22 protein-coding genes and 1 pseudogene are annotated in these 25,718 nt (G+C 48.7%); 22 read left to right on the forward strand and 1 reads right to left on the reverse strand.

The genetic code is table 11. The features are described 5' to 3' along the window. Nucleotides 1-31: 31 nt before the first annotated feature. The 11 genes and pseudogenes from BDD39_RS03680 (at nt 32) to BDD39_RS03730 (ending at nt 11,161) form a co-directional block, all read left to right on the forward strand. A complete protein-coding gene (locus tag BDD39_RS03680; protein ID WP_166908228.1) occupies nt 32-958 on the forward strand; it encodes an aspartate carbamoyltransferase catalytic subunit in 927 nt (308 codons plus the stop codon). Continuing rightward, a complete protein-coding gene (locus tag BDD39_RS03685; protein ID WP_166908230.1) occupies nt 921-2,204 on the forward strand; it encodes a dihydroorotase in 1,284 nt (427 codons plus the stop codon). Before BDD39_RS03680 ends, BDD39_RS03685 begins: the two co-directional genes overlap by 38 nt. Continuing rightward, on the forward strand, nt 2,205-3,299 hold the full coding sequence (locus tag BDD39_RS03690) for a carbamoyl phosphate synthase small subunit (protein WP_166908232.1): 1,095 nt from the start codon (nt 2,205-2,207) through the stop codon (nt 3,297-3,299). Beyond that, nucleotides 3,292-6,489 (forward strand): carbamoyl-phosphate synthase large subunit, encoded by a 3,198-nt coding sequence (gene carB / locus BDD39_RS03695; RefSeq protein ID WP_166908234.1) that lies wholly within the window; start codon nt 3,292-3,294, stop codon nt 6,487-6,489. Before BDD39_RS03690 ends, carB begins: the two co-directional genes overlap by 8 nt. Further along, a complete protein-coding gene (locus BDD39_RS03700; protein WP_166908236.1) occupies nt 6,486-7,259 on the forward strand; it encodes a dihydroorotate dehydrogenase electron transfer subunit in 774 nt (257 codons plus the stop codon). Before carB ends, BDD39_RS03700 begins: the two co-directional genes overlap by 4 nt. Continuing rightward, complete coding sequence (locus BDD39_RS03705) at nt 7,256-8,197, forward strand: dihydroorotate dehydrogenase (RefSeq protein ID WP_166908238.1); 942 nt, start codon at nt 7,256-7,258, stop codon at nt 8,195-8,197. Before BDD39_RS03700 ends, BDD39_RS03705 begins: the two co-directional genes overlap by 4 nt. Continuing rightward, the gene (pyrF, locus tag BDD39_RS03710) at nt 8,169-8,888 is read left to right on the forward strand and encodes an orotidine-5'-phosphate decarboxylase (protein ID WP_166908240.1); all 720 of its coding nucleotides are present in this window, start codon (nt 8,169-8,171) and stop codon (nt 8,886-8,888) included. The genes BDD39_RS03705 and pyrF overlap by 29 nt, the downstream gene beginning before the upstream one ends. Then, on the forward strand, nt 8,885-9,508 hold the full coding sequence (pyrE, locus tag BDD39_RS03715; protein WP_166908242.1) for an orotate phosphoribosyltransferase: 624 nt from the start codon (nt 8,885-8,887) through the stop codon (nt 9,506-9,508). Before pyrF ends, pyrE begins: the two co-directional genes overlap by 4 nt. A 76-nt stretch (nt 9,509-9,584) precedes the next feature. Continuing rightward, nucleotides 9,585-9,757, forward strand: a pseudogene (locus BDD39_RS03720) (Uma2 family endonuclease); the annotation flags it as partial. A gap of 111 nt (nt 9,758-9,868) precedes the next feature. Beyond that, complete coding sequence (locus tag BDD39_RS03725) at nt 9,869-10,195, forward strand: type II toxin-antitoxin system PemK/MazF family toxin (RefSeq protein WP_166908244.1); 327 nt, start codon at nt 9,869-9,871, stop codon at nt 10,193-10,195. An 87-nt stretch (nt 10,196-10,282) separates the two neighbouring features. Then, nucleotides 10,283-11,161 (forward strand): IS982 family transposase, encoded by an 879-nt coding sequence (locus BDD39_RS03730; RefSeq protein WP_166907142.1) that lies wholly within the window; start codon nt 10,283-10,285, stop codon nt 11,159-11,161. A 376-nt stretch (nt 11,162-11,537) separates the two neighbouring features. On the opposite strand, the gene BDD39_RS03735 is transcribed toward BDD39_RS03730, so the two are convergent. Next, nucleotides 11,538-13,253 (reverse strand): Rqc2 family fibronectin-binding protein, encoded by a 1,716-nt coding sequence (locus BDD39_RS03735; protein ID WP_166908246.1) that lies wholly within the window; start codon nt 13,251-13,253, stop codon nt 11,538-11,540. A gap of 112 nt (nt 13,254-13,365) precedes the next feature. Here BDD39_RS03735 and BDD39_RS03740 point away from each other — a divergent pair, with 112 nt between their 5' ends. The 11 genes from BDD39_RS03740 to rlmN all read left to right on the forward strand — a co-directional run bounded on the left by BDD39_RS03740 (nt 13,366) and on the right by rlmN (nt 25,715). Next, a complete protein-coding gene (locus BDD39_RS03740; protein WP_166908248.1) occupies nt 13,366-16,038 on the forward strand; it encodes a cation-translocating P-type ATPase in 2,673 nt (890 codons plus the stop codon). Nucleotides 16,039-16,126: 88 nt separating this feature from the next. Then, the gene (locus BDD39_RS03745) at nt 16,127-17,002 is read left to right on the forward strand and encodes a YicC/YloC family endoribonuclease (RefSeq protein WP_166908251.1); all 876 of its coding nucleotides are present in this window, start codon (nt 16,127-16,129) and stop codon (nt 17,000-17,002) included. 56 nt (nt 17,003-17,058) lie between these two features. Beyond that, nucleotides 17,059-17,322 (forward strand): extracellular matrix/biofilm regulator RemA, encoded by a 264-nt coding sequence (remA, locus tag BDD39_RS03750; RefSeq protein ID WP_015863391.1) that lies wholly within the window; start codon nt 17,059-17,061, stop codon nt 17,320-17,322. A gap of 14 nt (nt 17,323-17,336) precedes the next feature. Next, nucleotides 17,337-17,951, forward strand: a complete 615-nt coding sequence (gene gmk, locus BDD39_RS03755; protein WP_166908253.1) for a guanylate kinase — start codon at nt 17,337-17,339, stop codon at nt 17,949-17,951. Between the two features lie 3 nt (nt 17,952-17,954). Further along, complete coding sequence (rpoZ, locus tag BDD39_RS03760) at nt 17,955-18,155, forward strand: DNA-directed RNA polymerase subunit omega (protein ID WP_017437139.1); 201 nt, start codon at nt 17,955-17,957, stop codon at nt 18,153-18,155. A gap of 56 nt (nt 18,156-18,211) precedes the next feature. Continuing rightward, nucleotides 18,212-19,417 carry a bifunctional phosphopantothenoylcysteine decarboxylase/phosphopantothenate--cysteine ligase CoaBC gene (gene coaBC / locus BDD39_RS03765; RefSeq protein ID WP_166908255.1) on the forward strand — a complete coding sequence of 402 codons (1,206 nt, stop codon included), beginning with the start codon at nt 18,212-18,214 and terminating at the stop codon, nt 19,415-19,417. After that, on the forward strand, nt 19,414-21,828 hold the full coding sequence (gene priA, locus BDD39_RS03770) for a primosomal protein N' (protein WP_166908257.1): 2,415 nt from the start codon (nt 19,414-19,416) through the stop codon (nt 21,826-21,828). Before coaBC ends, priA begins: the two co-directional genes overlap by 4 nt. Before the next feature lie 14 nt (nt 21,829-21,842). Further along, the gene (gene def, locus BDD39_RS03775; RefSeq protein WP_166908259.1) at nt 21,843-22,316 is read left to right on the forward strand and encodes a peptide deformylase; all 474 of its coding nucleotides are present in this window, start codon (nt 21,843-21,845) and stop codon (nt 22,314-22,316) included. A gap of 9 nt (nt 22,317-22,325) precedes the next feature. Continuing rightward, nucleotides 22,326-23,294, forward strand: a complete 969-nt coding sequence (fmt, locus tag BDD39_RS03780) for a methionyl-tRNA formyltransferase (RefSeq protein ID WP_166908261.1) — start codon at nt 22,326-22,328, stop codon at nt 23,292-23,294. Beyond that, nucleotides 23,272-24,615: a 16S rRNA (cytosine(967)-C(5))-methyltransferase RsmB gene (gene rsmB, locus BDD39_RS03785; RefSeq protein ID WP_166908263.1), complete on the forward strand. Its 1,344-nt coding sequence runs from the start codon at nt 23,272-23,274 to the stop codon at nt 24,613-24,615. The genes fmt and rsmB overlap by 23 nt, the downstream gene beginning before the upstream one ends. 5 nt (nt 24,616-24,620) lie before the next feature. Continuing rightward, entirely contained in the window at nt 24,621-25,715 is a 1,095-nt protein-coding gene (gene rlmN, locus BDD39_RS03790; RefSeq protein ID WP_166908265.1) for a dual-specificity RNA methyltransferase RlmN, read from the forward strand. Nucleotides 25,716-25,718 lie beyond the last annotated feature (3 nt).

Below are 25,718 nucleotides of genomic sequence, written 5' to 3' on the forward strand. Positions count from 1 at the left end.
ATCGCAGAAATAGAAAAAGGAGCGAGAAACAATGACTCATTTGTTTACATTAACGGAATTATCTATAACGGAAATTAACCAGTTGTTGGATGAAGCGGAGCGGTTTTCAAAAGGAGGTTATTGGAAAGCAACAGAACCCGTTTTTGTCGCAAATTTGTTTTTCGAACCGAGCACGCGCACGAAATGCAGTTTTGAAATGGCGGAACGGAAACTCGGATTTCATGTTATTCCGTTTGATGCCGATATGTCGAGCGTGCAAAAAGGAGAAACGCTGTACGACACGGTCCGCACGCTTGAGTCCATCGGAGTGAACGCCGTTGTCATTCGCCATTCGGAAGATGCGTATTTTGAGGCGCTCCGTCATTCCATCCGTATTCCGATTATTAATGCCGGCGACGGCTGCGGGCATCATCCGACCCAATCGCTCTTAGATTTGCTCACCATCCGCCAAGAGTTTGGCGCATTTGCCGGGTTGACTGTGGCAATCATCGGCGATATTCGTCACAGCCGCGTCGCCCGCTCCAATGCCGAGGTGTTGACAAGACTGGGAGCGAAGGTGTTATTCTCGAGTCCGGAAGAATGGAAAGACGATGCGAATCCGTATGGCATGTACGTGGACATCGATACAGCAGTAGCGGAAGCGGATGTCGTCATGCTGCTGCGCATCCAGCATGAACGGCACGCGGAAAAAATGGGGCTGACAAAAGAACAGTATCATGAGCGCTATGGACTGACGCTGAAGCGGGCGAGAAAGATGAAAGCAAACAGCATTATTTTGCATCCGGCACCGGTCAACCGGGATGTCGAAATCGCCAGCAGCCTTGTTGAATCGGAACGCTCGCGCATTTTTAAGCAAATGGAAAACGGCGTCTATGTGCGAATGGCTGTATTAAAACGAGCAATTGAAGGGAGAATGGCCAATGGCAATTATTTTGAAAAATGGCAAGTCGTTCAATAAAGATGGTGTGATCGAACGGACGGAACTAAAAATCGAAAACGGAATCATTACCGCAATCGGACCGGAGTTACATAGAGAAGAAGCGGATGAAGTCATCGATGTACAAGAGAAGTTGATTTCAGCTGGATTTATTGATTTGCATGTTCACCTGCGCGAACCGGGCGGCGAAGAAAAGGAAACGATCGCAACCGGAACACTAGCGGCAGCAAAAGGCGGTTTTACGACGGTGGCGGCGATGCCAAATACCAATCCGGTGCCGGATACGAAAGAGCAAATGGAATGGCTTTGCGGACGGATTCGCGAAACGGCTTATGTCCATGTGCTTCCATACGCTGCGATTACGATGCGTCAGCAAGGTGAAGAACTGACTGATTTCGCCGCATTAAAAGAAGCGGGGGCGTTCGCGTTTACCGATGATGGGGTAGGAGTGCAGTCTGCCGGCATGATGTATGAAGCGATGAAGCGAGCCGCTGCACTGGATATGGCGATTGTCGCCCATTGCGAAGATAACACGTTAACGAATCGCGGTGTGGTGCATGATGGCGAATTTGCGCGCCGCCACGGGCTAAATGGCATCCCGTCCGTATGCGAATCGGTTCATATCGCGCGCGATGTGCTGCTGGCGGAAGCAACAGGCTGTCACTACCATGTATGCCACATCAGCACGAAAGAATCGGTCCGCGTTGTCCGCGATGCAAAGCGGGCAGGCATTCGCGTCACCGCGGAAGTGACGCCGCACCATCTTCTTTTGTGCGATGAGGATATTCCAAATCCGGACGCGAATTATAAGATGAATCCGCCGCTTCGCAGCAAAGAAGACCGCGAAGCGTTAATTGAGGCGCTGATTGATGGAACGATCGACTTTATCGCAACTGACCATGCCCCGCATACGAAAGCGGAAAAACAAAAAGGAATCAATGCCGCTCCATTTGGCATTGTCGGCTTGGAAACGGCGTTTCCGCTCCTTTATACCTATTTGGTCGAAACGAACACATTGATGTTAAAACAGTTAATTGACTTGCTGACGATTAGGCCAGCGCAAAGCTTTGGTCTGCCGCTTGGAAAACTTGCCGTCGGCGAGCGGGCGGATATTACGATTATAGATTTAGAGGCCGAAGAAGTGATTAATCCGCAGACGTTTGTATCCAAAGGGAAAAATACCCCATTTGCCGGTTGGAAATGCAAGGGTTGGCCGGTGATGACGTTTGTTAACGGAAAACTAGTTTGGCAGAAAGGAAGAGAGTAAATGAAACGGCAACTTGTACTAGAAGACGGTACATTTTTTATCGGGGACGCGTTTGGAAGCACGGAAAAAATGGTCGGAGAAGTAGTGTTTAATACCGGAATGACCGGTTATCAAGAAATTTTAACCGACCCTTCTTATTGCGGACAAATTGTAACAATGACATATCCGCTCATCGGCAACTATGGCATTAACCGCGATGATTTTGAGTCGATTGAACCGCATGTTCACGGCTTCATTGTGAAAGAAGTGTGCGGCGCACCATCGAATTGGCGAAACGAAATGACGCTTGATCAGTATTTAAAAGAAAAACGGATCCCGGGGCTATCGGGAATCGATACGCGAAAATTAACGCGGATTATCCGCCAATACGGGACGCTCAAAGGAATGATCTGCGATTTGGACGTGAGCGTGCAGGAGGTTGTCGAATACTTAAAAACAACAGAACTGCCGAGAGATCAAGTGAAGCGTGTCTCAACGAAAAGCCCGTATCCAAGCCCGGGGCGCGGCTATCGCGTCGTCCTCGTTGACTTCGGCATGAAACATGGCATTTTACGTGAATTAAATAAACGAAATTGCGACGTGATCGTGCTGCCATATAATGCGACCGCGGAAGATGTGCTTCGTTTGCATCCGGACGGAGTAATGTTATCAAACGGCCCCGGCGACCCGAAAGATGTGCCGGAAGCGATTGAAATGATTCGCGGAATTCTTGGAAAAGTGCCGCTTTTCGGCATCTGCCTCGGCCATCAGCTGTTCGCGCTCGCCTGCGGCGCCGATACGGAAAAAATGAAATTCGGCCATCGCGGTTCAAACCATCCAGTGAAGCATTTGGCGACGGGAAAAGTAGCGATCACTTCGCAAAATCACGGTTATACTGTCAAAAAAGAATCATTGCAACACACAAGATTAGAAGTAACGCACATCGCTTTAAACGATGGCACGGTAGAAGGACTACGGCATCTTGATTATCCGGCGTTTACGGTGCAATACCACCCGGAAGCCTCTCCCGGTCCGGAAGACGCCAACTCGTTATTTGATGAGTTTATCGCAATGATTCGAGAGTTTAAAAAGGAAGGGGAAATCGTTCATGCCTAAACGCCAAGACATTGAAACGATTTTAGTCATTGGCTCTGGCCCGATTGTCATCGGCCAGGCAGCAGAATTTGATTATGCGGGTACACAGGCGTGTTTAGCGCTAAAAGAAGAAGGATACAAAGTCATTTTAGTAAACTCCAATCCAGCAACCATTATGACCGATACCGAAATTGCCGACAAAGTATATATGGAGCCGCTCACGCTTGAATTCGTTTCCCGCATTATCCGCAAAGAACGCCCTGATGCGATTTTGCCGACGCTTGGCGGACAGACCGGGTTAAACTTGGCGGTGGAGCTCTCTAAAGCGGGGGTGCTCGCAGAATGCGGCGTTGAAATTTTAGGAACAAAATTAGAGGCAATTGAAAAAGCGGAAGACCGAGAACAATTTCGCGCGCTCATGAACGAACTTGGCGAACCGGTTCCGGAAAGCGAAATTATTCATAGTTTAGAAGAAGCGTACGCCTTTGTCGAAAAAGTCGGCTATCCGGTCATCGTTCGCCCGGCGTTTACGCTCGGCGGCACGGGCGGCGGCATTTGTACGAACGAAGAAGAACTGGTGGATATCGTTTCGACCGGACTAAAACTGAGTCCGGTGCATCAATGCCTGTTAGAAAAAAGCATCGCCGGCTATAAAGAAATCGAGTATGAAGTGATGCGCGACGCCAACGATAACGCGATCGTCGTCTGCAATATGGAAAATATCGATCCGGTCGGCATTCACACCGGCGATTCGATCGTCGTCGCTCCAAGCCAAACGCTAAGTGACCGCGAATATCAATTGCTGCGCAACGCGTCGCTAAGAATCATTCGCGCTCTTGGCATCGAAGGCGGCTGCAACGTGCAGCTGGCGCTTGATCCGCATAGTTTCCATTATTACGTGATTGAAGTCAACCCGCGCGTCAGCCGTTCATCGGCGTTAGCCTCGAAAGCGACGGGCTATCCGATTGCCAAGCTCGCTGCGAAAATTGCCGTCGGCTTAACGTTAGATGAAATCATTAATCCGGTGACAGGAAAAACGTACGCCTGCTTTGAACCAGCGCTCGATTACGTCGTGACGAAAATTCCGCGCTTTCCGTTCGATAAATTCGAATCGGCCAACCGCCGCCTCGGCACACAAATGAAAGCGACAGGCGAAGTGATGGCGATCGGACGGACGATAGAAGAGTCACTGTTAAAAGCGGTTCGCTCCCTTGAGACGAACGTCTACCATCTCGAACTTAAAGATGCCGAAAATGTATCGGATGAGTTAATCGAAAAGCGGATTCGCAAAGCGGGAGATGAACGCCTCTTCTATATTGCCGAGGCGCTTCGCCGCGGTTTTACTGTCGAGCAAATTCACGAGTGGAGCCAAATTGACCGATTTTTCTTAACCAAAATCGAAAACATCGTCCGCTTTGAAAACGTTGTTCGTGACTATAAGGGAGATATCGAAGTACTGCGAAAAGCGAAAGAAATGGGCTTTTCCGATGTAGCTATCGCCAAGCTTTGGAACAAGAGTGAGCGCGACGTCTATGAGATGCGCAAACAAGCAGGAATCATTCCTGTATATAAAATGGTGGATACATGCGCGGCGGAATTTGAATCAGAAACGCCGTATTACTACAGCACGTACGAAGACGAAAACGAATCGGTCGTCACCGACCGAGAAAGCGTCGTTGTGCTCGGCTCAGGACCAATTCGCATCGGGCAAGGGATTGAATTCGATTATGCGACCGTTCATTCGGTCTGGGCGATTAAACAGGCAGGCTATGAAGCGATTATTATCAACAACAATCCGGAAACGGTGTCCACAGACTTCAGCATATCGGACAAATTATATTTCGAGCCGTTAACCATTGAAGATGTGATGCATGTCATTGATTTAGAAAAGCCGATCGGGGTTATCGTACAATTCGGCGGCCAGACGGCAATCAACTTGGCGGCCGAATTAGCGGCGCGCGGCGTCCGCATTTTAGGAACGTCGCTTGAGGACTTAGACCGCGCCGAAGACCGTGACAAATTTGAACAAACGTTATCGGAGCTAGGCATCCCGCAGCCGCAAGGAAAAACGGCCTTTTCCGTCGAGGAAGCGGTGCGGATTGCCGAAGAAATCGGCTATCCGGTGCTCGTTCGCCCATCGTACGTTCTTGGCGGCCGCGCAATGGAAATCGTGTATCAAGAAGAAGAGCTATTGCACTATATGGAGCATGCCGTCAAAGTGAACCCGCAGCACCCGGTTCTCATCGATCGTTATTTAATCGGAAAAGAGATCGAAGTCGACGCGATTTCTGACGGAGAAACGGTGTTTATCCCGGGAATTATGGAGCATATCGAACGGGCGGGCGTGCATTCCGGCGACTCGATTGCCGTTTATCCGCCGCAAACGTTAACGAAGGACATCCAGCAAAAAATCGTCGATTACACGATTAAACTGGCAAGAGGTTTGCGGATTGTTGGACTATTGAACATCCAGTTTGTCATGTATCAAGGCGAAGTGTACGTGCTGGAAGTGAATCCGCGTTCAAGCCGCACGGTTCCGTTTTTAAGCAAAATTACCGGCGTGCCGATGGCGAATATCGCGACAAGAGTCATTTTAGGCGCGAAGCTCGCGGACCTTGGCTATGAAACAGGTTTGAAACAAGAAAGCGAAGGAGTATATGTGAAAGCGCCGGTCTTCTCATTCGCGAAACTGCGCAACGTCGATATCTCGCTCGGTCCGGAAATGAAATCAACCGGTGAAGTGATCGGCAAAGACGTAACATTTGAAAAAGCGTTATATAAAGGGCTAGTTGCTTCGGGAATTCATATTCGTCCATACGGAGCTGTCTTATTGACGGTTGCCGATAAAGATAAAGAAGAGGCGATTGAACTGGCAAGACGTTTCTGCGAAATCGGCTATCAGCTGCTCGCGACAAACGGCACGGCAGAAGTGTTAAAAGCGGTGAACATTCCAGTCACGGTCGTCAATAAAATCCATTCCGCATCGCCAAACATTTTAGATGTGATTCGCCAAGGAAAGGCGCAAGTCGTCATCAATACACTGACAAAAGGAAAACAGCCGGAAAGCGACGGCTTCCGCATCCGCCGCGAAGCGGTGGAAAACGGTATTCCATGTTTAACCTCGCTGGATACGGCACGGGCGATGCTTCAAGTCATCGAATCGATGACGTTTTCGACAAAGGCGCTGACGCAAGGGATGGTGCGGGCATGATCAAACGGGAACAGATGAAAATTGTTCATCATGAACAAATTGCTAAAAACATTTATGCCATCACATTAACCGGTTATTTAGTCGAGGAAATGAACGAGCCAGGCCAATTTGTCCATGTGAAAGTAACTTCGCAAGCGGACCCGCTCCTGCGCCGTCCGCTCAGCCTTTGCCGCATCGATCAAGGCGCGAGGGAATGTACGCTCATTTATCGAAAAGAAGGAATTGGAACGACATTGCTTTCGGAAAAACGGCCTGGGGAAACGGTCGACGTGCTCGGCCCGCTCGGGAACGGATTTCCGCTTGACGCTGTAGAGAAAGGACAGCGCGCGCTTCTTGTCGGCGGCGGCATCGGCGTTCCTCCGCTTTATGAACTAGCAAAGCGGCTTGTCGAAAAAGATGTAGTGGTTACAAGTGTGCTCGGCTTTCAAACGAAAGAGGTCGTCTTTTATGAACGGGAGTTTGCCGAGTTCGGGGAAACGTATATCGCCACTGTCGATGGCTCTCACGGAACGAAAGGATTTGTCACCGATGTCATCCATGAGCGGGCGATTTCATTCGACGTCTTGTACGCGTGCGGTCCGAAACCGATGTTAAAAGCGCTGGAACAAGCGTTTCCGCACAAAGACGTATATCTTTCGCTAGAGGAGCGGATGGGCTGCGGCATCGGCGCGTGTTTTGCCTGCGTCTGCCGCGTCCCTGGCAGCGAAACGGCGTATAAAAAAGTATGCTGCGACGGTCCAGTGTTTAAAGCCGGGGAGGTGGTATTATGAACCGATTAGCGGTAGAACTTCCAGGTCTTTCGCTCAAAAATCCGATTATGCCAGCGTCAGGCTGCTTCGGGTTTGGGCGTGAATACGCAAAGCTGTACGATTTAAGCGTGCTTGGCGCGATTATGATTAAAGCGACAACGAAGGAGCCCCGCTTTGGCAACCCGACGCCAAGGGTAGCGGAAACACCAAGCGGAATGCTGAACGCGATCGGTCTGCAAAACCCTGGCTTAGAAAAAGTGATGGAAGAAGAACTACCGTGGCTTGCGCAATTTGACGTGCCGATTATCGCCAACATTGCTGGTTCGACGATGGAAGAATACGTCGAAGTCGCTGAATCTATTTCGAAAGCGCCAAACGTTCACGCGCTCGAACTCAATATTTCCTGTCCGAACGTCAAAAAAGGCGGAATTGCGTTTGGCACCGTTCCGGAAATCGCCGCGGAATTGACGAAACGCGTGAAAGAAGTTTCCAAAGTACCGGTCTATGTCAAGCTCACGCCAAACGTGACCAACATTGTCGAAATGGCGAAGGCGATCGAAGCGGCGGGAGCGGACGGCTTGACGATGATTAATACGCTTCTTGGCATGCGCATCGATGTGAAAACCGCCGAGCCGATTTTAGCAAACCGGACCGGGGGGTTATCGGGACCAGCGATTAAACCGATTGCGATCCGCATGATTTACGAAGTAAGCCAAGCCGTTTCGATACCGATTATCGGCATGGGCGGTATTCAATCAGCCGAAGATGTCATTGAATTTTTCTACGCCGGCGCCAGCGCCGTCGCAATTGGAACGGCGAACTTTATCGACCCGTTCGTTTGCCCGAACATTATTGCCGAACTGCCAGAGCTTTTGGATGAGCTTGGCATCGATCACATTTCCGAATGCACGGGAAGGAGCTGGAAAAAAGATGGAAACCCCGTTTATTGTGGCGCTTGATTTTCCAACAGGAGAGGATGTAAAAGCATTTTTACAATCGTTTCCGCGTGAATCATTATTCGTCAAAGTCGGCATGGAATTATACTATCAAGAAGGTCCAGCAATCATCCATTACTTAAAAGAACAAGGACATCGGATTTTCCTTGATTTAAAGCTCCATGACATCCCGAATACGGTCAAGCGCGCCATGCAAGGTTTAGCACGTTTAGGTGTCGACTTAGTCAACGTCCACGCCGCTGGGGGAACGGTGATGATGGAGGCGGCGCTGGAGGGGCTAGAAGCAGGAACGCCAAACGGAGCGCGCCGTCCATATTGCATTGCGGTCACGCAGCTGACAAGCACAAGCGAGCAAATGCTTCGCAATGAACTTTGGATCGACCGTTCGATGGAAGAAACGGTGCTCCATTACGCGTCCCTGGCAAAAAAAAGCGGGCTTGACGGCGTCGTTTGTTCTGCAAAAGAAGTGCCGCTGATCCGCAAACATTGCGGAGAAGCCTTTTTGACCGTTACTCCAGGGATTCGTTTTGCCGATGACGAAAAAAACGACCAAGTCCGCGTTGTCACGCCATATGAAGCAAAAAAATTTGGCGCAAGCTTTATTGTGGTTGGCAGAAGCATTACCCGTGCAGAAAATCCAATTGCGGCTTACGAACGTTTGCAACAGGAATGGAAGGGAGAAGAGAAAGAATGAAAAAAGAAATCGCTACACACTTACTCGAAATCGGTGCGGTGTCGCTGCAGCCAAATGAACCGTTCACCTGGTCGTCTGGGTTGAAATCACCGATTTACTGTGATAACCGTCTTACACTTGCGTATCCAAACGTACGAAGCACGATTGCCGATGGGCTCACCACGCTCATCCGCGCGCATTTTTCAGGCGCCGAAGCAATCGCCGGTACGGCAACGGCGGGAATTCCGCACGCCGCTTGGGTGAGCGAACGGTTAAACTTGCCGATGTGCTATGTGCGCAGCCAAGCAAAAGGCCATGGAAAAGGGAAGCAAATTGAAGGTAAAGTGGAAAAAGGGCAAAAGGTCGTTGTCATTGAGGATTTAATTTCTACAGGCGGAAGCTCTTTGAATGCCGTTCGCGCATTGCGGGAAGCGGGCTGCCATGTGCTTGGCGTTGTTGCTATTTTTACATACGGATTGGAAAAAGGAAAACAAGCGTTTGCAGAAAATAATGTGGAAGTGTATACACTGACGGATTACGATACACTCATCGAAACCGCAGTCGAACTAGGCGTCGTGACAGAACAAGACCTCTCCACCTTGCGCAAATGGCGGGAAAACCCGGAAGAGTGGGGGAAGTAAAATCAATGCAAGCAAAGAAGAGCACATGAGGCTATGCGCTCTTTTTCGTGATATTGTTTCATTTTTCTGGTAGCAGTCGTACGGTGTGAAAGCATATTGGACTGTGAATCCGATGAAGGACGTGATTACGGTTTATGCGTTAAATGAGGAAGGATTATATGAGCAAGCCGATATCAAAGCAGGGACAGGCGTTGTTCAATCCGTTTGTTTTCCAGGGCTGGATTAAACTTGGAAGAAGTATTTCGGTAATTTTCTACAGGAGCTAAAACTTCAATTTTTCTGCCAATTGCACTTGTATTATTCGAAAGAACGATTCATAGTAAAGAAGGAACGTGAAGACTTGGAAGAGGGTGGAGATTAATGAAAGGAGAAATCTGGATATATCATGACAAAAGAGATTCAAAAAGGAAACTTGGAGTAATTATCGGCAGTGATAGTGCTACTATTGTTGAATTAAATGTTGCGACTGAAAAAGTGACAAGTTCGTCAGTGCAAAGTGAGTTTGATGTTGTAGTTGAGTATTGGGAAGAAGCAGGACTAGTAAATCCTGCAATCGTTCGCTGTACAAAATTAAGGTCTATAAATAAAAGAGATCTTTTATATAAAGTCGGAACCCTTTGCGAAAAAGATTTGGAAACGGTTTTGCAAACAATAGCCAAATATATAAAATCATACCCGTGGTGCTAGATAAAATCAGACAAGCATAAAAATAGCCCTTGCATGAGGATCTCCTTAAAATGAAAGTGCAACCAAACATCAAAAGGAGAAGTTCCCATGCAAGAGCACTTTCATTTTACAACAGATCGTGTCAAACTTCAAAAACAATATGCATCGATTTTGCTTTTTGTATCGGCTCAACTATCGAGTATCCAGATTCATCTTCAACGTCGAAATCGTCATTTGTTGAAACAGAAAGACGAAGTCATCATCACCATCCATGTCCTTGGAAAGTTGTTGGGCTTCACTTCCGAACGGGCTTGGCACCGGTTTGTGATTGGGAATTTGTTTCCCAAGGCCTTGTTCCCTGAGCGTTCTCGGTACAACCGTCGCTGCCGAGCGCTTAGCTTTGCGATCAAGTGGATTCGACACCAGTTGGCCAAGCGCGGGCAACACCATGCGTATGCGGTCGTGGACAGCTTGCCGATCGAGCTGTGTCATTCAGCTCGAATGCATCGCGTCAAACGATTCCGTGGAATTGCCGATATTGGCTATTGTGCTTCCAAAAGGATCACTTTCTATGGGTTGAAACTTCACCTGCAGGTCACCGACCAAGGGCTTCCGATGGGATATGTTGTCACCGAAGCGTCTTGTCACGACCGGGTGGCCGCTGAAACCGTCATGACGCAAATTCCACATCCGTATAACCTCGGTGACAAAGGGTATATCAGCCAAAAGCTGCAAAAGAAGCTGTACGAAGAGCACCGGGTCGCTTTTTGGACGCCCGTTCGAAAAAATCAGCGAATTCGCCAATCGGACGCATGGAAACAGTGGATGAAGCGAAAACGTAAAGTGGTGGAAACCGTGTTTTCGATTTTAGTCGATTCGTATCGGATCACCGAGATTCGAGCGAACTCGGTTTCTGGATTTGAAACGGCGCTGGATGGTATTTTACTGGCTTACTCCCTTGTTGTTCTTGGGCTAGTTGAGTGTTAAAACTCAACTAGCACCACGGGTATAAAATCATAAAATTATAGCGTCTGTTTATCCTGAAATCCCATCTGATATTTTGCCTAATACGACCGTTGAAGCAATTATACCTTTCCCGACTATCAATGTGAATAAAAAAGCTGTCAAATTTTATTTTGAGGGAAGTTCTGACAACTATGATATTGAAATTAAGCCATTTCAGTTTGAGGTAAACATTGCGCAAAAATAAAAAATGTAAGAGAGGAAATGCATTAAGCAGCATTCCCTCTCTTTATTTCTTGTTCACAATCAAATATAGTCTGTTTCTTATCCTTTTGTCACTGTTAAAAAGCGTTTGATAGAACAAAGGATCTAGAGAAGAAGGGAAAAACACCTGAACATGTCAGGTATTTTTTTTCATTTTAATCACCAAATCCTCATCCGGCGTGACGTAAATCGTTTGCTGATTTTCGTAAATCACAAAGCCTGGTTTGGCGCCGCTTGGTTTTTTCACATAGCGGATGCGCGTGTAGTCGACAGGAACGGAGCCCGATTGGCGCGCTTTGCTGAAGTAGGCGGCGAGGTTGGCGGCCTCAGCAATCGTTTGCTCGGAAGGATTTTTGCTGCGAATGACGACATGCGAGCCGGGAATGTCTTTCGTGTGCAGCCAAATCTCGTCCTTATGCGCCAGTTTTGTCGTTAAATAATCGTTTTGCTTGTTGTTTTTCCCGACCAGAATTTCCGTGCCGTCGCTCGCGACATAGCGGTCCAGCTCGATCTTCCGCTGTTTCTGCTTTTTCGTTTGTTTGGTGGCGCGAGCCCGCAAATATCCTTGCTCGATTAACTCCTCGCGAATTTCCTCGATATCTTTCGGCGCGGCCGTTTCAAGCTGCTGGAGAAGCGTATCGAAATAAGCGATTTCTTCTTTTGTCCGCTCGATTTGTTCTTGGACGATTTGCAGCGAGTTTTTCGCTTTTTGGTATTTTTGAAAATAACTTTGTGCGTTTTCCGACGGCGATTTTTGCGGATCGAGCGGAATCGTCACCGTCGCGCCGCTTTCGTCGTAATAGTTGATCACTTCGATTTCTTTCATTCCCCGCTTCACCGCATATAGGTTGGCGGTCAACAGCTCTCCGTACAGGCGATACGTATCCGCCTGTTTTGCCTCTTCTAGCGTTTGTTTTAGCTTCTGCAATTTCTTTTCGTTTTTCGCTTTTTCATTGGCGATCAACCGCTCAAGGTCATGTGCCTGCTGTTTCACACGATCGCGTTCGGCTTTGCCGAAGTAGAAACGGTCCAATAGTTCACTTGGCGTGGCAAACGGTTTCGCTTCCGCTTGCAGATGGGTGAGCGGGAGCACGTAAAACCATTCTTTTTCGCCATTTGTGTACATCGTTGGCGAAAAGCGTTGCGCGCGCACTTCATCCATCAACGTGATAAAGCTTTTGGGCAGTGTCGCCCGGTTTGCAAGTCCCGCGCGAAATACCACTTCTTTCGCAAACAGCGGCGAGATGCCGGAAAATGTGGCGACGAGCTGGTCTGCTAGTTTGCCGGCATGAAAATCGATTTTTTTCACGATCGTTTCTTCGGCCGCTTCGAGCGGGTTGATTTTTCCGTGCGACGGCGGCGCGATATATTCATGGCCGGGAAGCACGGTACGATAGCGGTTAACGGCAGGAGAGAGATGTTTAATGCTGTCGATAATCGTGTTCGTTTCTTTGTCAACTAAGATGATGTTGCTGTGCCGCCCCATGATTTCAATTATTAATTGTTTTGTATGAATATCGCCAATTTCGTTCCGTCCTTTTGTTTCCAAGATGATAATCCGGTCAAAATCAACTTGGCGGATCGCTTCAATAATGCTTCCTTCCAAATGTTTGCGCAGCCGCATGCAAAATGTCGGCGGTTCGGCTGGATTGTCATACGTTTCGTTCGTCAAATGAACGCGCGCATAGCTCGGATGCGCGGAAAGCAACAATTTATAATTTCGCCCGTGCGAGCGGATTTGCAGAACCAATTCATGGACAGCTGGCTGGTGGATTTTCGTGATGCGCCCTCCCGCAAGCGTTTGCTGTAATTCTTTTACGACCGCATAGGTAAACACTCCATCGAATGACATAAAAAACACCTTTCTGTTTGTTTTGTTACTTCATCAATAACATATCATATCATTTTTTCGGACATGTCTGAATAAGCTTTCATAGAAAGGAAAAGAGGGAGGAGAAATGAACATGCAGTGGCATACGCTCGCGACGAATGAAGTGGCGAAAGAAACAAACACCAATCTCACGACGGGTTTAACGGCGGAAGAAGCGAAAAAACGTCTGAAGCGGTTCGGATATAACGAATTAAAAGAAGCAAAGAAACAGTCGGCACTTTTATTGTTTTTGAATCAGTTTAAAGATTTTATGGTGCTCGTGCTTCTTGCGGCGACGGTCATTTCCGGGCTGCTTGGCGAGTATGTGGACGCGGTTGCAATTATCGTCATCGTTCTGATGAATGGGATTTTAGGCTTTTTCCAAGAGCGGCGCGCCGAAAAATCGCTAGAAGCGCTGAAGCAGTTATCAGCGCCGCAAGCAACGGTATTGCGCGATGGTGAATGGGTGAAAATTCCGTCGCAGGAACTGGTAGTCGGCGATATTATAAAGTTTTCAAGCGGAGACAGAATCGGTGCCGACGTCCGCTTAATCGAGGCGAAAGGATTGGAAATTGAAGAATCAGCGCTAACGGGGGAATCGGTGCCGACGGCAAAATCTGCGGCTCCGCTTCTCCATGATCACGCGGCGATCGGTGATTTACATAATATGGCGTTTATGGGAACGCTGGTGACAAGAGGAAACGGAGTTGGCATTGTGATTGCGACAGGAATGAAAACGGCGATGGGGCAAATCGCCAACCTTCTCCAAGAAGCCGATACCGTCATGACGCCGCTGCAGCGGAGGTTGGAACAGCTCGGGAAAATTTTAATTGTCGTTGCGCTCTTGCTTACCGTTCTTGTCGTCGCGATCGGCGTCATTCAAGGACACAGTTTGTATGAAATGTTTTTAGCCGGTGTTTCGCTAGCGGTCGCAGCGATTCCGGAAGGGCTGCCGGCGATTGTCACGATTGCGCTTGCGCTTGGCGTGCAACGGATGATTAAGAAAAACGCGATCGTCCGCAAGCTGCCAGCGGTGGAAACGTTAGGATGCGCCTCGGTGATTTGCTCGGATAAGACGGGAACAATGACGGAAAATATGATGACCGTCACGCATGTATGGGCAAATGGCAAAACGTGGACGATAAGCGGAGCCGGGTTGGAGACATCAGGGCAATTTTATGAAAACGGGCGCGCAATCGACATCAAAAAAGAGGCGGTCTTGCAACAGCTGCTCATGTTTGGAATGCTTTGCAACGGCTCCCATCTGAAAGAAAAAGGGGGACGGCGCTACATCGATGGCGATCCGACCGAAGGCGCTTTGCTTGTCGCTGCGATGAAAGCTGGATTGGCGAGGGAACGGCTGCATCATACATTTACGATCGAACAAGAATTTCCATTTGATTCGGAACGGAAAATGATGACGGTCATCGTGAGGGATCAAAGCGGACGCCGATTTATCATTACCAAGGGGGCGCCGGATGTATTACTGCATATTTCTACCCAACTATATTGGAACGGCCGCGAACAAATGATGACGACAGCTTGGAAAAAAACGATTCAAGACGTGATTCAAACGATGGCGAGCCAGGCGCTGCGCACGATTGCGATCGCTTATCGCCCGCTGCGCGCGCATGAACGCATTGCATCGGAAAAGGAAGCGGAAAAAAATCTTGTGTTTCTCGGCATTCAAGGAATGATTGATCCGCCGCGGCCGGAAGTAAAAAGAGCGGTGCAGCAATGCAAAGAAGCGGGCATTAAAACGGTGATGATTACCGGTGATCACGTATTGACGGCGAAAGCGATCGCCAAGCAGCTCGGGGTGTTGCCGCCGAATGGAAAAGTGATGGACGGACCAACATTGTCGCGCCTCTCGGTGGATGAACTTGAGGAAGTCGTCGATGATATTTACGTGTTTGCCCGCGTTTCGCCGGAGCATAAATTAAAAATTGTGAAAGCACTTCAACGCAGAGGACATATTGTCGCCATGACAGGCGATGGTGTAAACGACGCGCCAGCGATTAAAGCGGCTGATATCGGCGTGGCGATGGGACGTTCCGGAACGGATGTGGCGAAAGAAGCGGCTTCGCTTGTGCTGCTAGATGACAACTTTGCGACGATACAAGCCGCGATTCATGAAGGCAGAAACATTTACGAAAACATTCGCAAATTTATTCGCTATTTGCTTGCGTCCAACGTCGGAGAAATTTTGGTGATGTTGTTTGCGATGCTGTTGGCCCTCCCGCTTCCGCTTGTGCCGATCCAAATTTTATGGGTAAACCTTGTCACCGATGGTTTGCCGGCGATGGCGCTCGGGCTTGACCGCGCGGAGGAAAATGTGATGAAACGTCCGCCGCGTCACCCGAAAGAAGGCGTGTTTGCCCGCGGGCTTGGCTGGAAGATTATCAGCCGCGGCCTTGTCATCGGGGCGGTGACGCTGGCGGCATTTATGACGGCGTACGGACGAAGCGGAAACGACCTTGTTTATGCGCAAACGGTGGCGTTTGCGACATTAGTGATGGCGCAGCTCATTCATGTGTTTGACTGCCGCTGCGAGCGCTCCATTTTTGACCGCAACCCGTTCGAAAATATCTATCTTGTCGGCGCAGTCATGGTTTCCATATTATTGTTGCTCGTTGTTATTTACTATCCGCCGCTGCAAGGAATTTTCCATACGATGCCGATCACTTTATTAGATTGGCTGTTGATTATTGGTTTGGCCGCGCTTCCGACATTTTTATTTTCCGGTTCGTTTTTGACGAGAAAATAATAAGGAGATATGATATAATATCCAAGGTGATAGAGGGTGACTCTATGACCTTTTCTTTTTGGCATTTCACATAAATGGATGTGATGACATGGTTTATAGCATGACAGGTTTTGGACGCAGCACGAAAAAAAATGAACAGCTTACCATTACAGTGGAAATGAAGTCGGTAAATCATCGCTTTTGTGAAATTTCCATCCGCATCCCTAGACAATGGATGGCTTTTGAGGATAAAATAAAAAAAGCCATTTTGCCGTACGTCAAACGAGGAAAAGTAGAAGTTTTTGTCAATATCGAAGGCGAAGGCTTAGTCAAACGTAAATTACATATTGATTGGGAATTAATGAAGGATTATTATCATAGCTTGCAAAGGGCGAATGAAGAGTTTGCCCTGCACGACCGTGTAACGCTTGCTCACCTGTTTCAGCTCGAAGGCGTGACGGAAATTATGGAAGAAGAAAGCGCCAATGAGGAAATGGAACAACTTTTGCTTGCCGCAGTGAAAGAAGCCGCGGAACAACTTGCGCTCATGCGTAAGCAAGAAGGTGAGGCACTCCTTGCTGATATCAAGACGCAGCTGACTCAGATTGAAAAAGGGGTGCAGACGATTGAAAAATGGGCGCCGGATGTGATTGAACATTATCGCGAGCGGTTGCTGAAACGGATCCATGAGCTTGTTCCACTTCCTGCCGATGAGTCACGTATTTTAACCGAGGTGGCGATTTTTGCGGAAAAAGCGGATATTAATGAGGAGCTGAAGCGGATTCGCAGCCACCTTCAGCAAGTTGCCGCAACGTTGCAAACAGACGAGTCAATCGGTCGGAAGCTTGACTTTTTAGTACAAGAGTTAAACCGCGAAGTCAATACGATCGGCGCAAAGGCGAATGACAGCCGCATCGCCGCGCAAGTTGTAGAGATGAAAAGCGCGCTCGAAAAAATAAAAGAACAAGTGCAAAATATCGAGTAGCTGTTTAGAACGGTTTCATTGCGGCAACAATAATGTTTATGGCAGGTGGACGTTTCGTGGGGATTAAATTTATTAATATCGGATATGGAAATATGGTATCCGCCGCTCGGATAATTACGATCGTCAGCCCCGATTCGGCACCGATTAAACGGATTATTCAAGATGCAAGGGAAAGCGGAAAGCTAGTGGATGCCACTCATGGAAGGAGAACGCGCGCTGTCATTATTATGGACAGCGATCATGTTATATTATCTTCGGTGCAGCCGGAAACGGTAGCCAACCGTTTATATGGAAGCGACGATTTATCGGAGGAAGGGTAGGGTTTTATACATTTATGAGTGAAAGAGGATTGTTGATCGTCTTATCAGGACCATCTGGTGTTGGCAAAGGAACGGTGCGAAAAGCGCTGTTTTCCCAGCCGGACATTAATTTGCACTATTCTGTCTCCGTCACGACGCGGAAACCGCGCGAAGGGGAAGTCGACGGTGTCGACTATTTCTTTAAAACGCGCGAAGAATTTGAGCAAATGATTCGCGAAAACAAGCTGCTTGAATGGGCGGAGTACGTCGGCAATTATTACGGAACGCCGATTGACTATGTAGAAAAGACGCTCGCGGAAGGAAAAGATGTCTTTTTGGAAATTGAAGTGCAGGGCGCGATGAAAGTGCGCAAAGTATTTCCGGAAGGTTTATTTATTTTTCTCGCTCCGCCGAGCTTAAGCGAATTGGAAAAGCGAATTATTTCGCGTGGGACCGAGTCGGAAGAGCTCATTCAAAACCGACTAAAAGCGGCAAAAGAAGAGCTAGAAATGATGGATGCGTATGACTATGTCGTGGAAAACGATAAAGTCGAGCTCGCTTGCGAGCGAATTAAAGCGATCGTGATCGCCGAGCATTGCCGGCGGGAGCGCGTGGCCAAACGCTACAAAAAAATGTTGGAGGTGGAATGAAAGATGTTATATCCTTCCATCGACTTATTGATGCAAAAAGTGGATTCGAAATATAAACTGGTGACCGTTGTTGCAAAACGGGCTCGCCAGCTTCAAGACAATGCCGAATTAACGATTAAAAATCCGGTATCGAAAAAATTTGTCGGGCAAGCATTGGAGGAAATTGCGGCCGATCATATCGAATTAGTAGAAGAAGAAAAATAACAACCTAACTGTTAGGTTGTTATTTTTTTACAAAGCATAATCGAGGTGTTTGAAACATGGTGCATGGAAAAAACATTTTATTATGTGTGACCGGGGGGATTGCCGCTTACAAAGCGGCCGCGTTGACGAGCCAATTAACCCAGCGCGGCGCTAATGTGAAAGTGGTGATGAGCGAAGGCGCTTGTCAGTTTATCACTCCGCTGACGTTTCAGGCGCTATCACGCAACGAAGTTTACGTCGATACGTTTGCAGAGAAAAATCCAGCGGTGATTGCTCATATTGATTTGGCCGACTGGGCCGATCTGGTTCTTGTTGCACCTGCTACAGCCAATACAATTGGAAAATTGGCAAACGGCATCGCCGATAATATGATTACGACAACGATTTTGGCGACAAAAGCGCCGGTATGGATCGCGCCGGCCATGAATGTTCATATGTACGAACATCCGGCGGTGCAAGCGAATATCGAAACGCTGCACCGCTTCGGCTACCGTTTTATCGAGCCGTCGGAAGGATATTTAGCTTGCGGATATGTTGGAAAAGGAAGACTGGAAGAACCAGAGAAAATTATTGCCAATATCGAAAGCTTTTTTTCTAGCGCCAATCCATTTTTAAAAGGAAAAAAGGTGCTAGTGACGGCTGGACCGACGCGGGAAAAGCTCGACCCTGTCCGCTTTTTTTCCAATCGTTCGACGGGAAAAATGGGATATGCGATTGCCGAGGCGGCAGCGCGGTTTGGCGCGGAAGTAACGCTTATTTCTGGCCCGACGGAATTGGAGGCGCCGGCGAATGTCAAAACCGTTCGCGTCGAATCAGCGCAGGAGATGTATGAAGCGGTGATGGAACGCTTTCCTCGGGTGGATATCGTCATTAAATCGGCGGCGGTGGCTGACTATCGCCCGAAGCACGCGTTTGAGAAAAAAATAAAAAAACAGCCGGGTGACTATGTGATTGAAATGGAAAGAACGATCGATATTTTAAAAACGCTCGGTGAACGAAAAACGTCGCAAATTTTAGTCGGATTTGCCGCGGAAACCGATCATCTCGAGGAGTATGCCCGGCAAAAGCTAGAAAGCAAACGGCTCGATATGGTCGTGGCCAACAATGTCGCCCAAGAGGGTGCGGGATTTGCCGGCGACACCAATATTGTCACCATTTTTAAACGAGACGGCTCTGTCCGTTCCTTGCCGCTGATGTCCAAAAAACAAGTGGCGGAAGAGATTTTAAAAGAAATCCATCAATATATCGAGGCGATTCGATGAAAATAGCATCTGTCATTGTCGATGTTCCTTCTAGGCAAACCGATCGTCCGTTTGATTATATGATTCCGGAACAATGGGAAGATATTCTCAAGCCAGGTATGCGCGTCACTGTCCCGTTTGGCCCGCGGCGTTTGCAAGGGTTTGTGGTGGAAATTAAATCACACTCGGAAGTAGAGAGGCTGAAACCAATCGAGGCCGTTTTGGATGTGACGCCGGTATTAAACGAAGAACTGCTTGAGCTCGGAAAATATTTGACGGAAACGACGCTTTGCTTTGCCATTTCCGCTTATCAGGCGATGCTGCCGGCGGCGATGAAGGCAAAATATGAGAAGGAAATCCATCTCATTCGTGAAGAATACCGGCCGCTTTTGCCGGAAGAAATACAGGCGCTGTTTGCCGGCCGTTCCGCCGTTGCGTGGAAAGATGTCGAGCAGGCTAAATTATGGCGGACGGTACAAAAAGCGATTCAACAAGGGTATTTGGAAGTCGTCTATCAGGTCAAAGAAAAAGCGGGGAAAAAAATAATCAAGTATATTCAATTAGCCATGCCGCCGGAAGAAATACGACAAGCCATGGAGGCGATGCCAGCGCGAGCGGCGAAACAAAAGCAAGTGTTAACGTTTCTTCTTTCTAAGAACGAGGCGGTGCCGTTGCAAGAACTGATCGAACAGACATCCGCTTCGTATGCTTCGGTGAAATCGCTAGTCGAAAAGGGGTTCGTTGTGGAAAAGGAAACCGAAGTGTACCGCGACCCGTATGAACATCGCACATTTGCGAAAACGAAGCCGCTGCCGCTCACCGCGGAGCAGGAAAAGGCGCTTTCAGCCATTGTCAAACGCGTGCGAGCCAACGAGCATAGCGTATTTTTGCTCTATGGCGTGACGGGAAGCGGAAAAACCGAAGTATATATGCAGGCGATGGAAGAAGTATTGCGCCAAGGAAAAGAAGCGATTGTCCTTGTTCCGGAAATTTCGCTGACGCCACAAATGGTCGAGCGTTTTAAAGGCCGTTTCGGCTCGCGAGTGGCCGTGCTTCACAGCGGACTGTCTGTCGGCGAAAAATATGATGAGTGGCGGAAGATTCATCGCAAAGAAGTACAGCTTGTCGTCGGCGCCCGTTCTGCGATTTTTGCGCCGTTTGAAAACTTAGGGATGATTATTATCGATGAAGAACACGAAGCAAGCTACAAACAGGAAGAAAATCCGCGCTATCATGCCCGCGATGTCGCGATTTACCGCGCCCGCTTCCACGGCTGCCCCGTTGTGCTCGGCAGCGCCACCCCTTCACTTGAAACGTTTGCGCGCGCGAAAAAAGGGGTATACGAACTATTGACACTGCCGAAACGGATTAGCGACAACGGAATGCCGGATGTCCATATTGTGGACATGCGTGAAGAATTGCGGAGCGGCAATCGCTCCATGTTTTCACGGATGTTGTTCGAAAAGTTGAAAGAACGCCTTGCTAGAGGGGAGCAGTCCGTTTTGTTTTTAAACCGGCGCGGCTATTCGACGTTTGTCATGTGCCGTGACTGCGGTTATGTCATTCGCTGTCCGCATTGCGACATTTCGCTGACATACCATCGTGCCGGGCAGCGGCTGAAATGCCATTATTGCGGGCATGAAGAACCGACGATGCACCGTTGTCCGTCGTGCGGCAGCGAGCATATTCGCTTTTTCGGAACGGGGACGCAAAAAGTGGAAGAAGAATTGGCGAAATTGCTTCCCGAGGCGCGCGTCATTCGCATGGATGTCGATACGACAAGCCGAAAAGGCGCCCATGAGCAGATGCTTTCGAAATTCGGGGAAGGAAAGGCCGATATTTTGCTTGGCACGCAAATGATCGCCAAAGGGCTTGACTTTCCAAACGTGACGCTTGTCGGCGTACTAGCGGCGGATACGATGCTTCATCTTCCCGATTTCCGCGCTTCGGAAAAAACGTTCCAGCTTCTTACGCAAGTAAGCGGACGCGCCGGGCGCCATGAGCTTCCAGGCGAGGTCGTGATTCAATCGTATACGCCGGAGCATTACAGCATTGCCCTTGCCGCCAAACACGATTACGCCGCTTTTTATCAGCGGGAAATGGTGCTCCGCAAAATGTACGGCTATCCGCCGTTTTACTATTTGACATTGATCACCGTATCTCACCAGGAAATTACGAAAGCGGTGGCGGTCACGGAAAAAATTGCCGCATATTTGCGGGCGCAGCTGTCGAAGGAAGCGATTATTCTTGGTCCTGTCGCCTCGCCGATTGCCCGCCTTCATGATAGATATCGCTATCAATGCATGATAAAATACAAGCGGGAGGCAAACATGACAAGCGTGCTAAAAACGATTATTGACCGCTATCAGCATGATGTTTCCCAAGGTGATTTATCGATCACGATCGATACGAATCCATATATGATGATGTAAATGGAGGAATTTCATTGGCCGTCTTACCAATTGTGACATACCCAGCAGAAATTTTAGAAAAGGAATGTGAACGAGTAACGAATTTTGATCGCAAGCTGATCAAACTGTTAAACGATATGTATGATACGATGGTAGATGCCGACGGGGTCGGCTTAGCCGCCCCGCAAGTCGGCATTGCTAAACAAATTGCCGTCGTCGATGTCGGCGATGAACACGGCCGCATTGAACTGATCAATCCGGTTATTCTCGAAGCGCGCGGCGAACAAACCGGCCCGGAAGGCTGCTTAAGCTTTCCGGGGCTGTTTGGGGAAGTGAAGCGGGCCGATTATGTCAAAGTCCGCGCCCAAAACCGCCGCGGCCGGCCGTTTACACTTGAAGCGACAGGATTTTTGGCGCGTGCGCTTCAGCACGAGATCGATCATTTACACGGAATATTATTTACCTCGAAAGTAATCCGTTATTATGATCCCGAGGAAATAGAAGGGTAGATGAGAAGGATGACAAGAATCGTATTTATGGGAACCCCGGACTTTGCCGTTCCGATATTAAGACAACTGATGAAAGATGGATACGATGTCGTTGGCGTCGTCACCCAGCCCGACAAACCGAAAGGAAGAAAGCAGGAGCTGACGCCGCCGCCGGTGAAAGTGGAAGCAGAAAAACATGGAATTCCGGTATTGCAGCCGACAAAAATCCGTGAAAAAGAGCAATACGAACAAGTTCTGGCGCTAAAACCGGATTTAATTGTAACGGCGGCGTTCGGACAAATTTTGCCGAAAGCGTTGCTTGAGGCGCCGAAATATGGCTGCATTAATGTCCATGCCTCCTTGCTTCCGGAGTTGCGCGGCGGCGCGCCGATTCATTATGCGATTTTGCAGGGAAAAACAAAAACAGGCGTCACCATTATGTATATGGTAGAAAAACTCGATGCCGGCGATATTTTAACCCAAGTAGAAGTGCCGATCACGGAAACCGATACGGTCGGCACCTTGCATGATAAATTAAGCATCGCCGGGGCAAAACTGTTATCAGAGACCATTCCGCAGCTGCTTGCCGGGAAGCTGACTCCGGTCAAACAGGACGAGGAAAAAGCGACGTTTGCGTATAATATTAAACGCGAACAAGAAAAAATTGATTGGACAAAATCGGGAGAAGAGATTTATAACCATATCCGCGGCTTAAACCCATGGCCGGTCGCTTATACGACGCAAGAGGGAAAGGTATGGAAAATTTGGTGGGGGGAAAAAATTCCTGCACCGAAAAAAGCGGAACCAGGGACGATCGTCGATATTGTCGATGACGGAATCGTTGTGGCGACCGGCAATGAAACAGCAATCAAAATTATGGAGCTGCAGCCGGCCGGCAAAAAGCGGATGGAAGCGGCGCAGTTTTTGCGCGGCGCCGGCGCTCATCTTACTATCGGAATGAAGCTAGGAGAGGAACATGAAAACGAAAAACGTGCGTGAAATTGCGTTAGAAACGCTGTTGGCGATTGAGGAAAAAGAAGCGTACAGCAACTTGCAACTAAATAAAGCCATTGAGGAAAATCATCTGTCTGCAAGAGATGTCGGGCTGCTGACGGAAATTGTATATGGGACAATGCAGCGGCGCGACACGCTCGATTATTATTTAACCCCTTTTTTGGCAAAAGCGCGCAAGCTGGAGCGGTGGGTCCGCATCCTGCTTCGCTTGACCCTTTATCAAGTATTATATTTAGACCGCGTTCCCGACCGCGCCGCGATTTTTGAAGCGGTGGAAATCGCGAAAAAACGCGGGCATAAAGGAACGGCTTCGCTTGTGAACGGAGTGATGCGCTCGATCCAGCGTCAAGGTGTGCCGCCGCTTGAGAACATTAAAGATGAAGTCAAGCGGTTGGCTGTTGCGACAAGCCATCCGTACTGGCTTGTCAAGCGCTGGGTCGGGCAATACGGTTTTGCCGAAACAAAACGGATGTGTGAAACAAACTTGCTTCCGCCAAAGCAAACAGCAAGAGTGAATACGGCGCGAATCACGGTAGAGGACGCGATGGAGCGGCTCCGCCAGGAAGGAATGGAAGTCGCGCGCGGTGAAGTCGCCGCGGAGGCGATTTGCGCCGGGAGAGGGAATCTCGCCCACACCGTGGCATTTCGCGAAGGATTGATCACGATTCAAGATGAAAGCTCGATGCTGGTGGCAAGAGCGCTAGGTCCGAAAGAAGAGGAACGCGTGCTTGACAGCTGCGCGGCACCGGGCGGAAAGTCCACCCATATCGCCGAATTAATGCGCAATACCGGGCAAGTCGTATCGGCAGACATTCACGACCATAAGGTCAAGTTGATCGAAGAGCAGGCAAAGCGCCTGCAGTTGACGAACATTTCCACCTATGTGCTTGACAGCCGGCGTTTAGGCGAGCGGTTTGAAAAAGAATCGTTTGATAAAATTTTAGTAGATGCGCCGTGTTCCGGATTTGGCGTCATTCGCCGCAAGCCGGATATTAAATACACCAAAACGGAAGAAGATATTCCTTCCCTCGCCCGGCTGCAACAAGAAATCTTGCGGGCGGCGGCACCGCTCTTAAAAAGAGGCGGAACGCTTGTATACAGCACTTGCACGATTGACCCTGAAGAAAATGAAAGAGTGATCTCCCAGTTTTTAAACGACCATCCGGAATTTGCGCCAGATGAAACGATGCAGGAGCGGTTGCCGGAAAAAGTGCAGCCATACGTCCGCAACGGGCAGCTGCATCTCCTTCCTCACTATTTTGGCTCGGACGGATTTTTTATCGCATCATTACGAAAGAAGGTGTAGCTTCATTGGAAACAACAAAGACGACCGCACGCAAACAAAACGAAATCAAAGCGCATTTGCCATCGATTTATTCGCTGACGTTAGAGGAGCTGAAAAATTGGCTTGTTGAGCGCGGCGAAAAACCGTTTCGCGCGACGCAAATATATGAATGGCTCTACCAAAAACGGGTAACCGATTTTTCGGAAATGACAAACTTGCCAAAAGCGCTGCGCGAACAATTAAGCGAACATTTTGCCATCACCACGTTAAAAACCATTGTCAAACAGACGTCGAAAGACGGCACGATCAAATTTTTGTTCGAACTGCATGACGGATTTTCGATTGAAACCGTGCTTATGCGCCATCATTACGGAAATTCGATTTGCGTGACGACACAAGTCGGCTGCCGCATCGGCTGCACGTTTTGCGCTTCTACGCTCGGCGGATTGAAACGCCATTTAGAAGCGGGGGAGATTGTCGCGCAAGTCGTCCAAGTGCAAAAAGCGCTCGATGAGTACGGCGAGCGAGTAAGCAGCATCGTCGTGATGGGGATCGGCGAGCCGTTTGACAACTACGATGAACTGATCAAGTTTTTGAAAATCGTTAACCATGCAAAGGGGTTAAATATTGGCGCTCGCCATATTACCGTGTCGACAAGCGGGATTATCCCGAAAATTTATCAATTTGCCGATGAAGGAATGCAAGTGAATTTTGCCATTTCATTGCATGCCCCGACGACGGAGCTGCGCACGAAGCTCATGCCGATCAATAAGGCGTATCCGCTGCCAAAGCTGATGGAGGCGGTTCGTTATTATATTGAAAAGACGGGGCGCCGCGTCACGTTTGAATACGGGCTGTTCGGCGGAGTCAACGATCAGATCGAGCATGCCGAGCAGCTTGCGGAGCTGATTAAAGGATTAAAATGCCATGTTAACTTAATTCCGGTCAATTACGTGCCGGAACGAAATTATGTGCGCACACCGCGCGATCAAATTTTTGCCTTTGAACGGGCGCTAAAAAAACATGGAATTAATGTGACCATTCGCCGCGAACAAGGACATGATATCGACGCAGCATGTGGGCAGCTTCGCGCGAAGGAGCGAAAAGAAGAGACGAGGTGAAAG

The sequence above is a fragment of the Saccharococcus thermophilus genome, from assembly GCF_011761475.1.
GTDB classification, from domain to species: Bacteria; Bacillota; Bacilli; order Bacillales; family Anoxybacillaceae; genus Saccharococcus; species Saccharococcus thermophilus.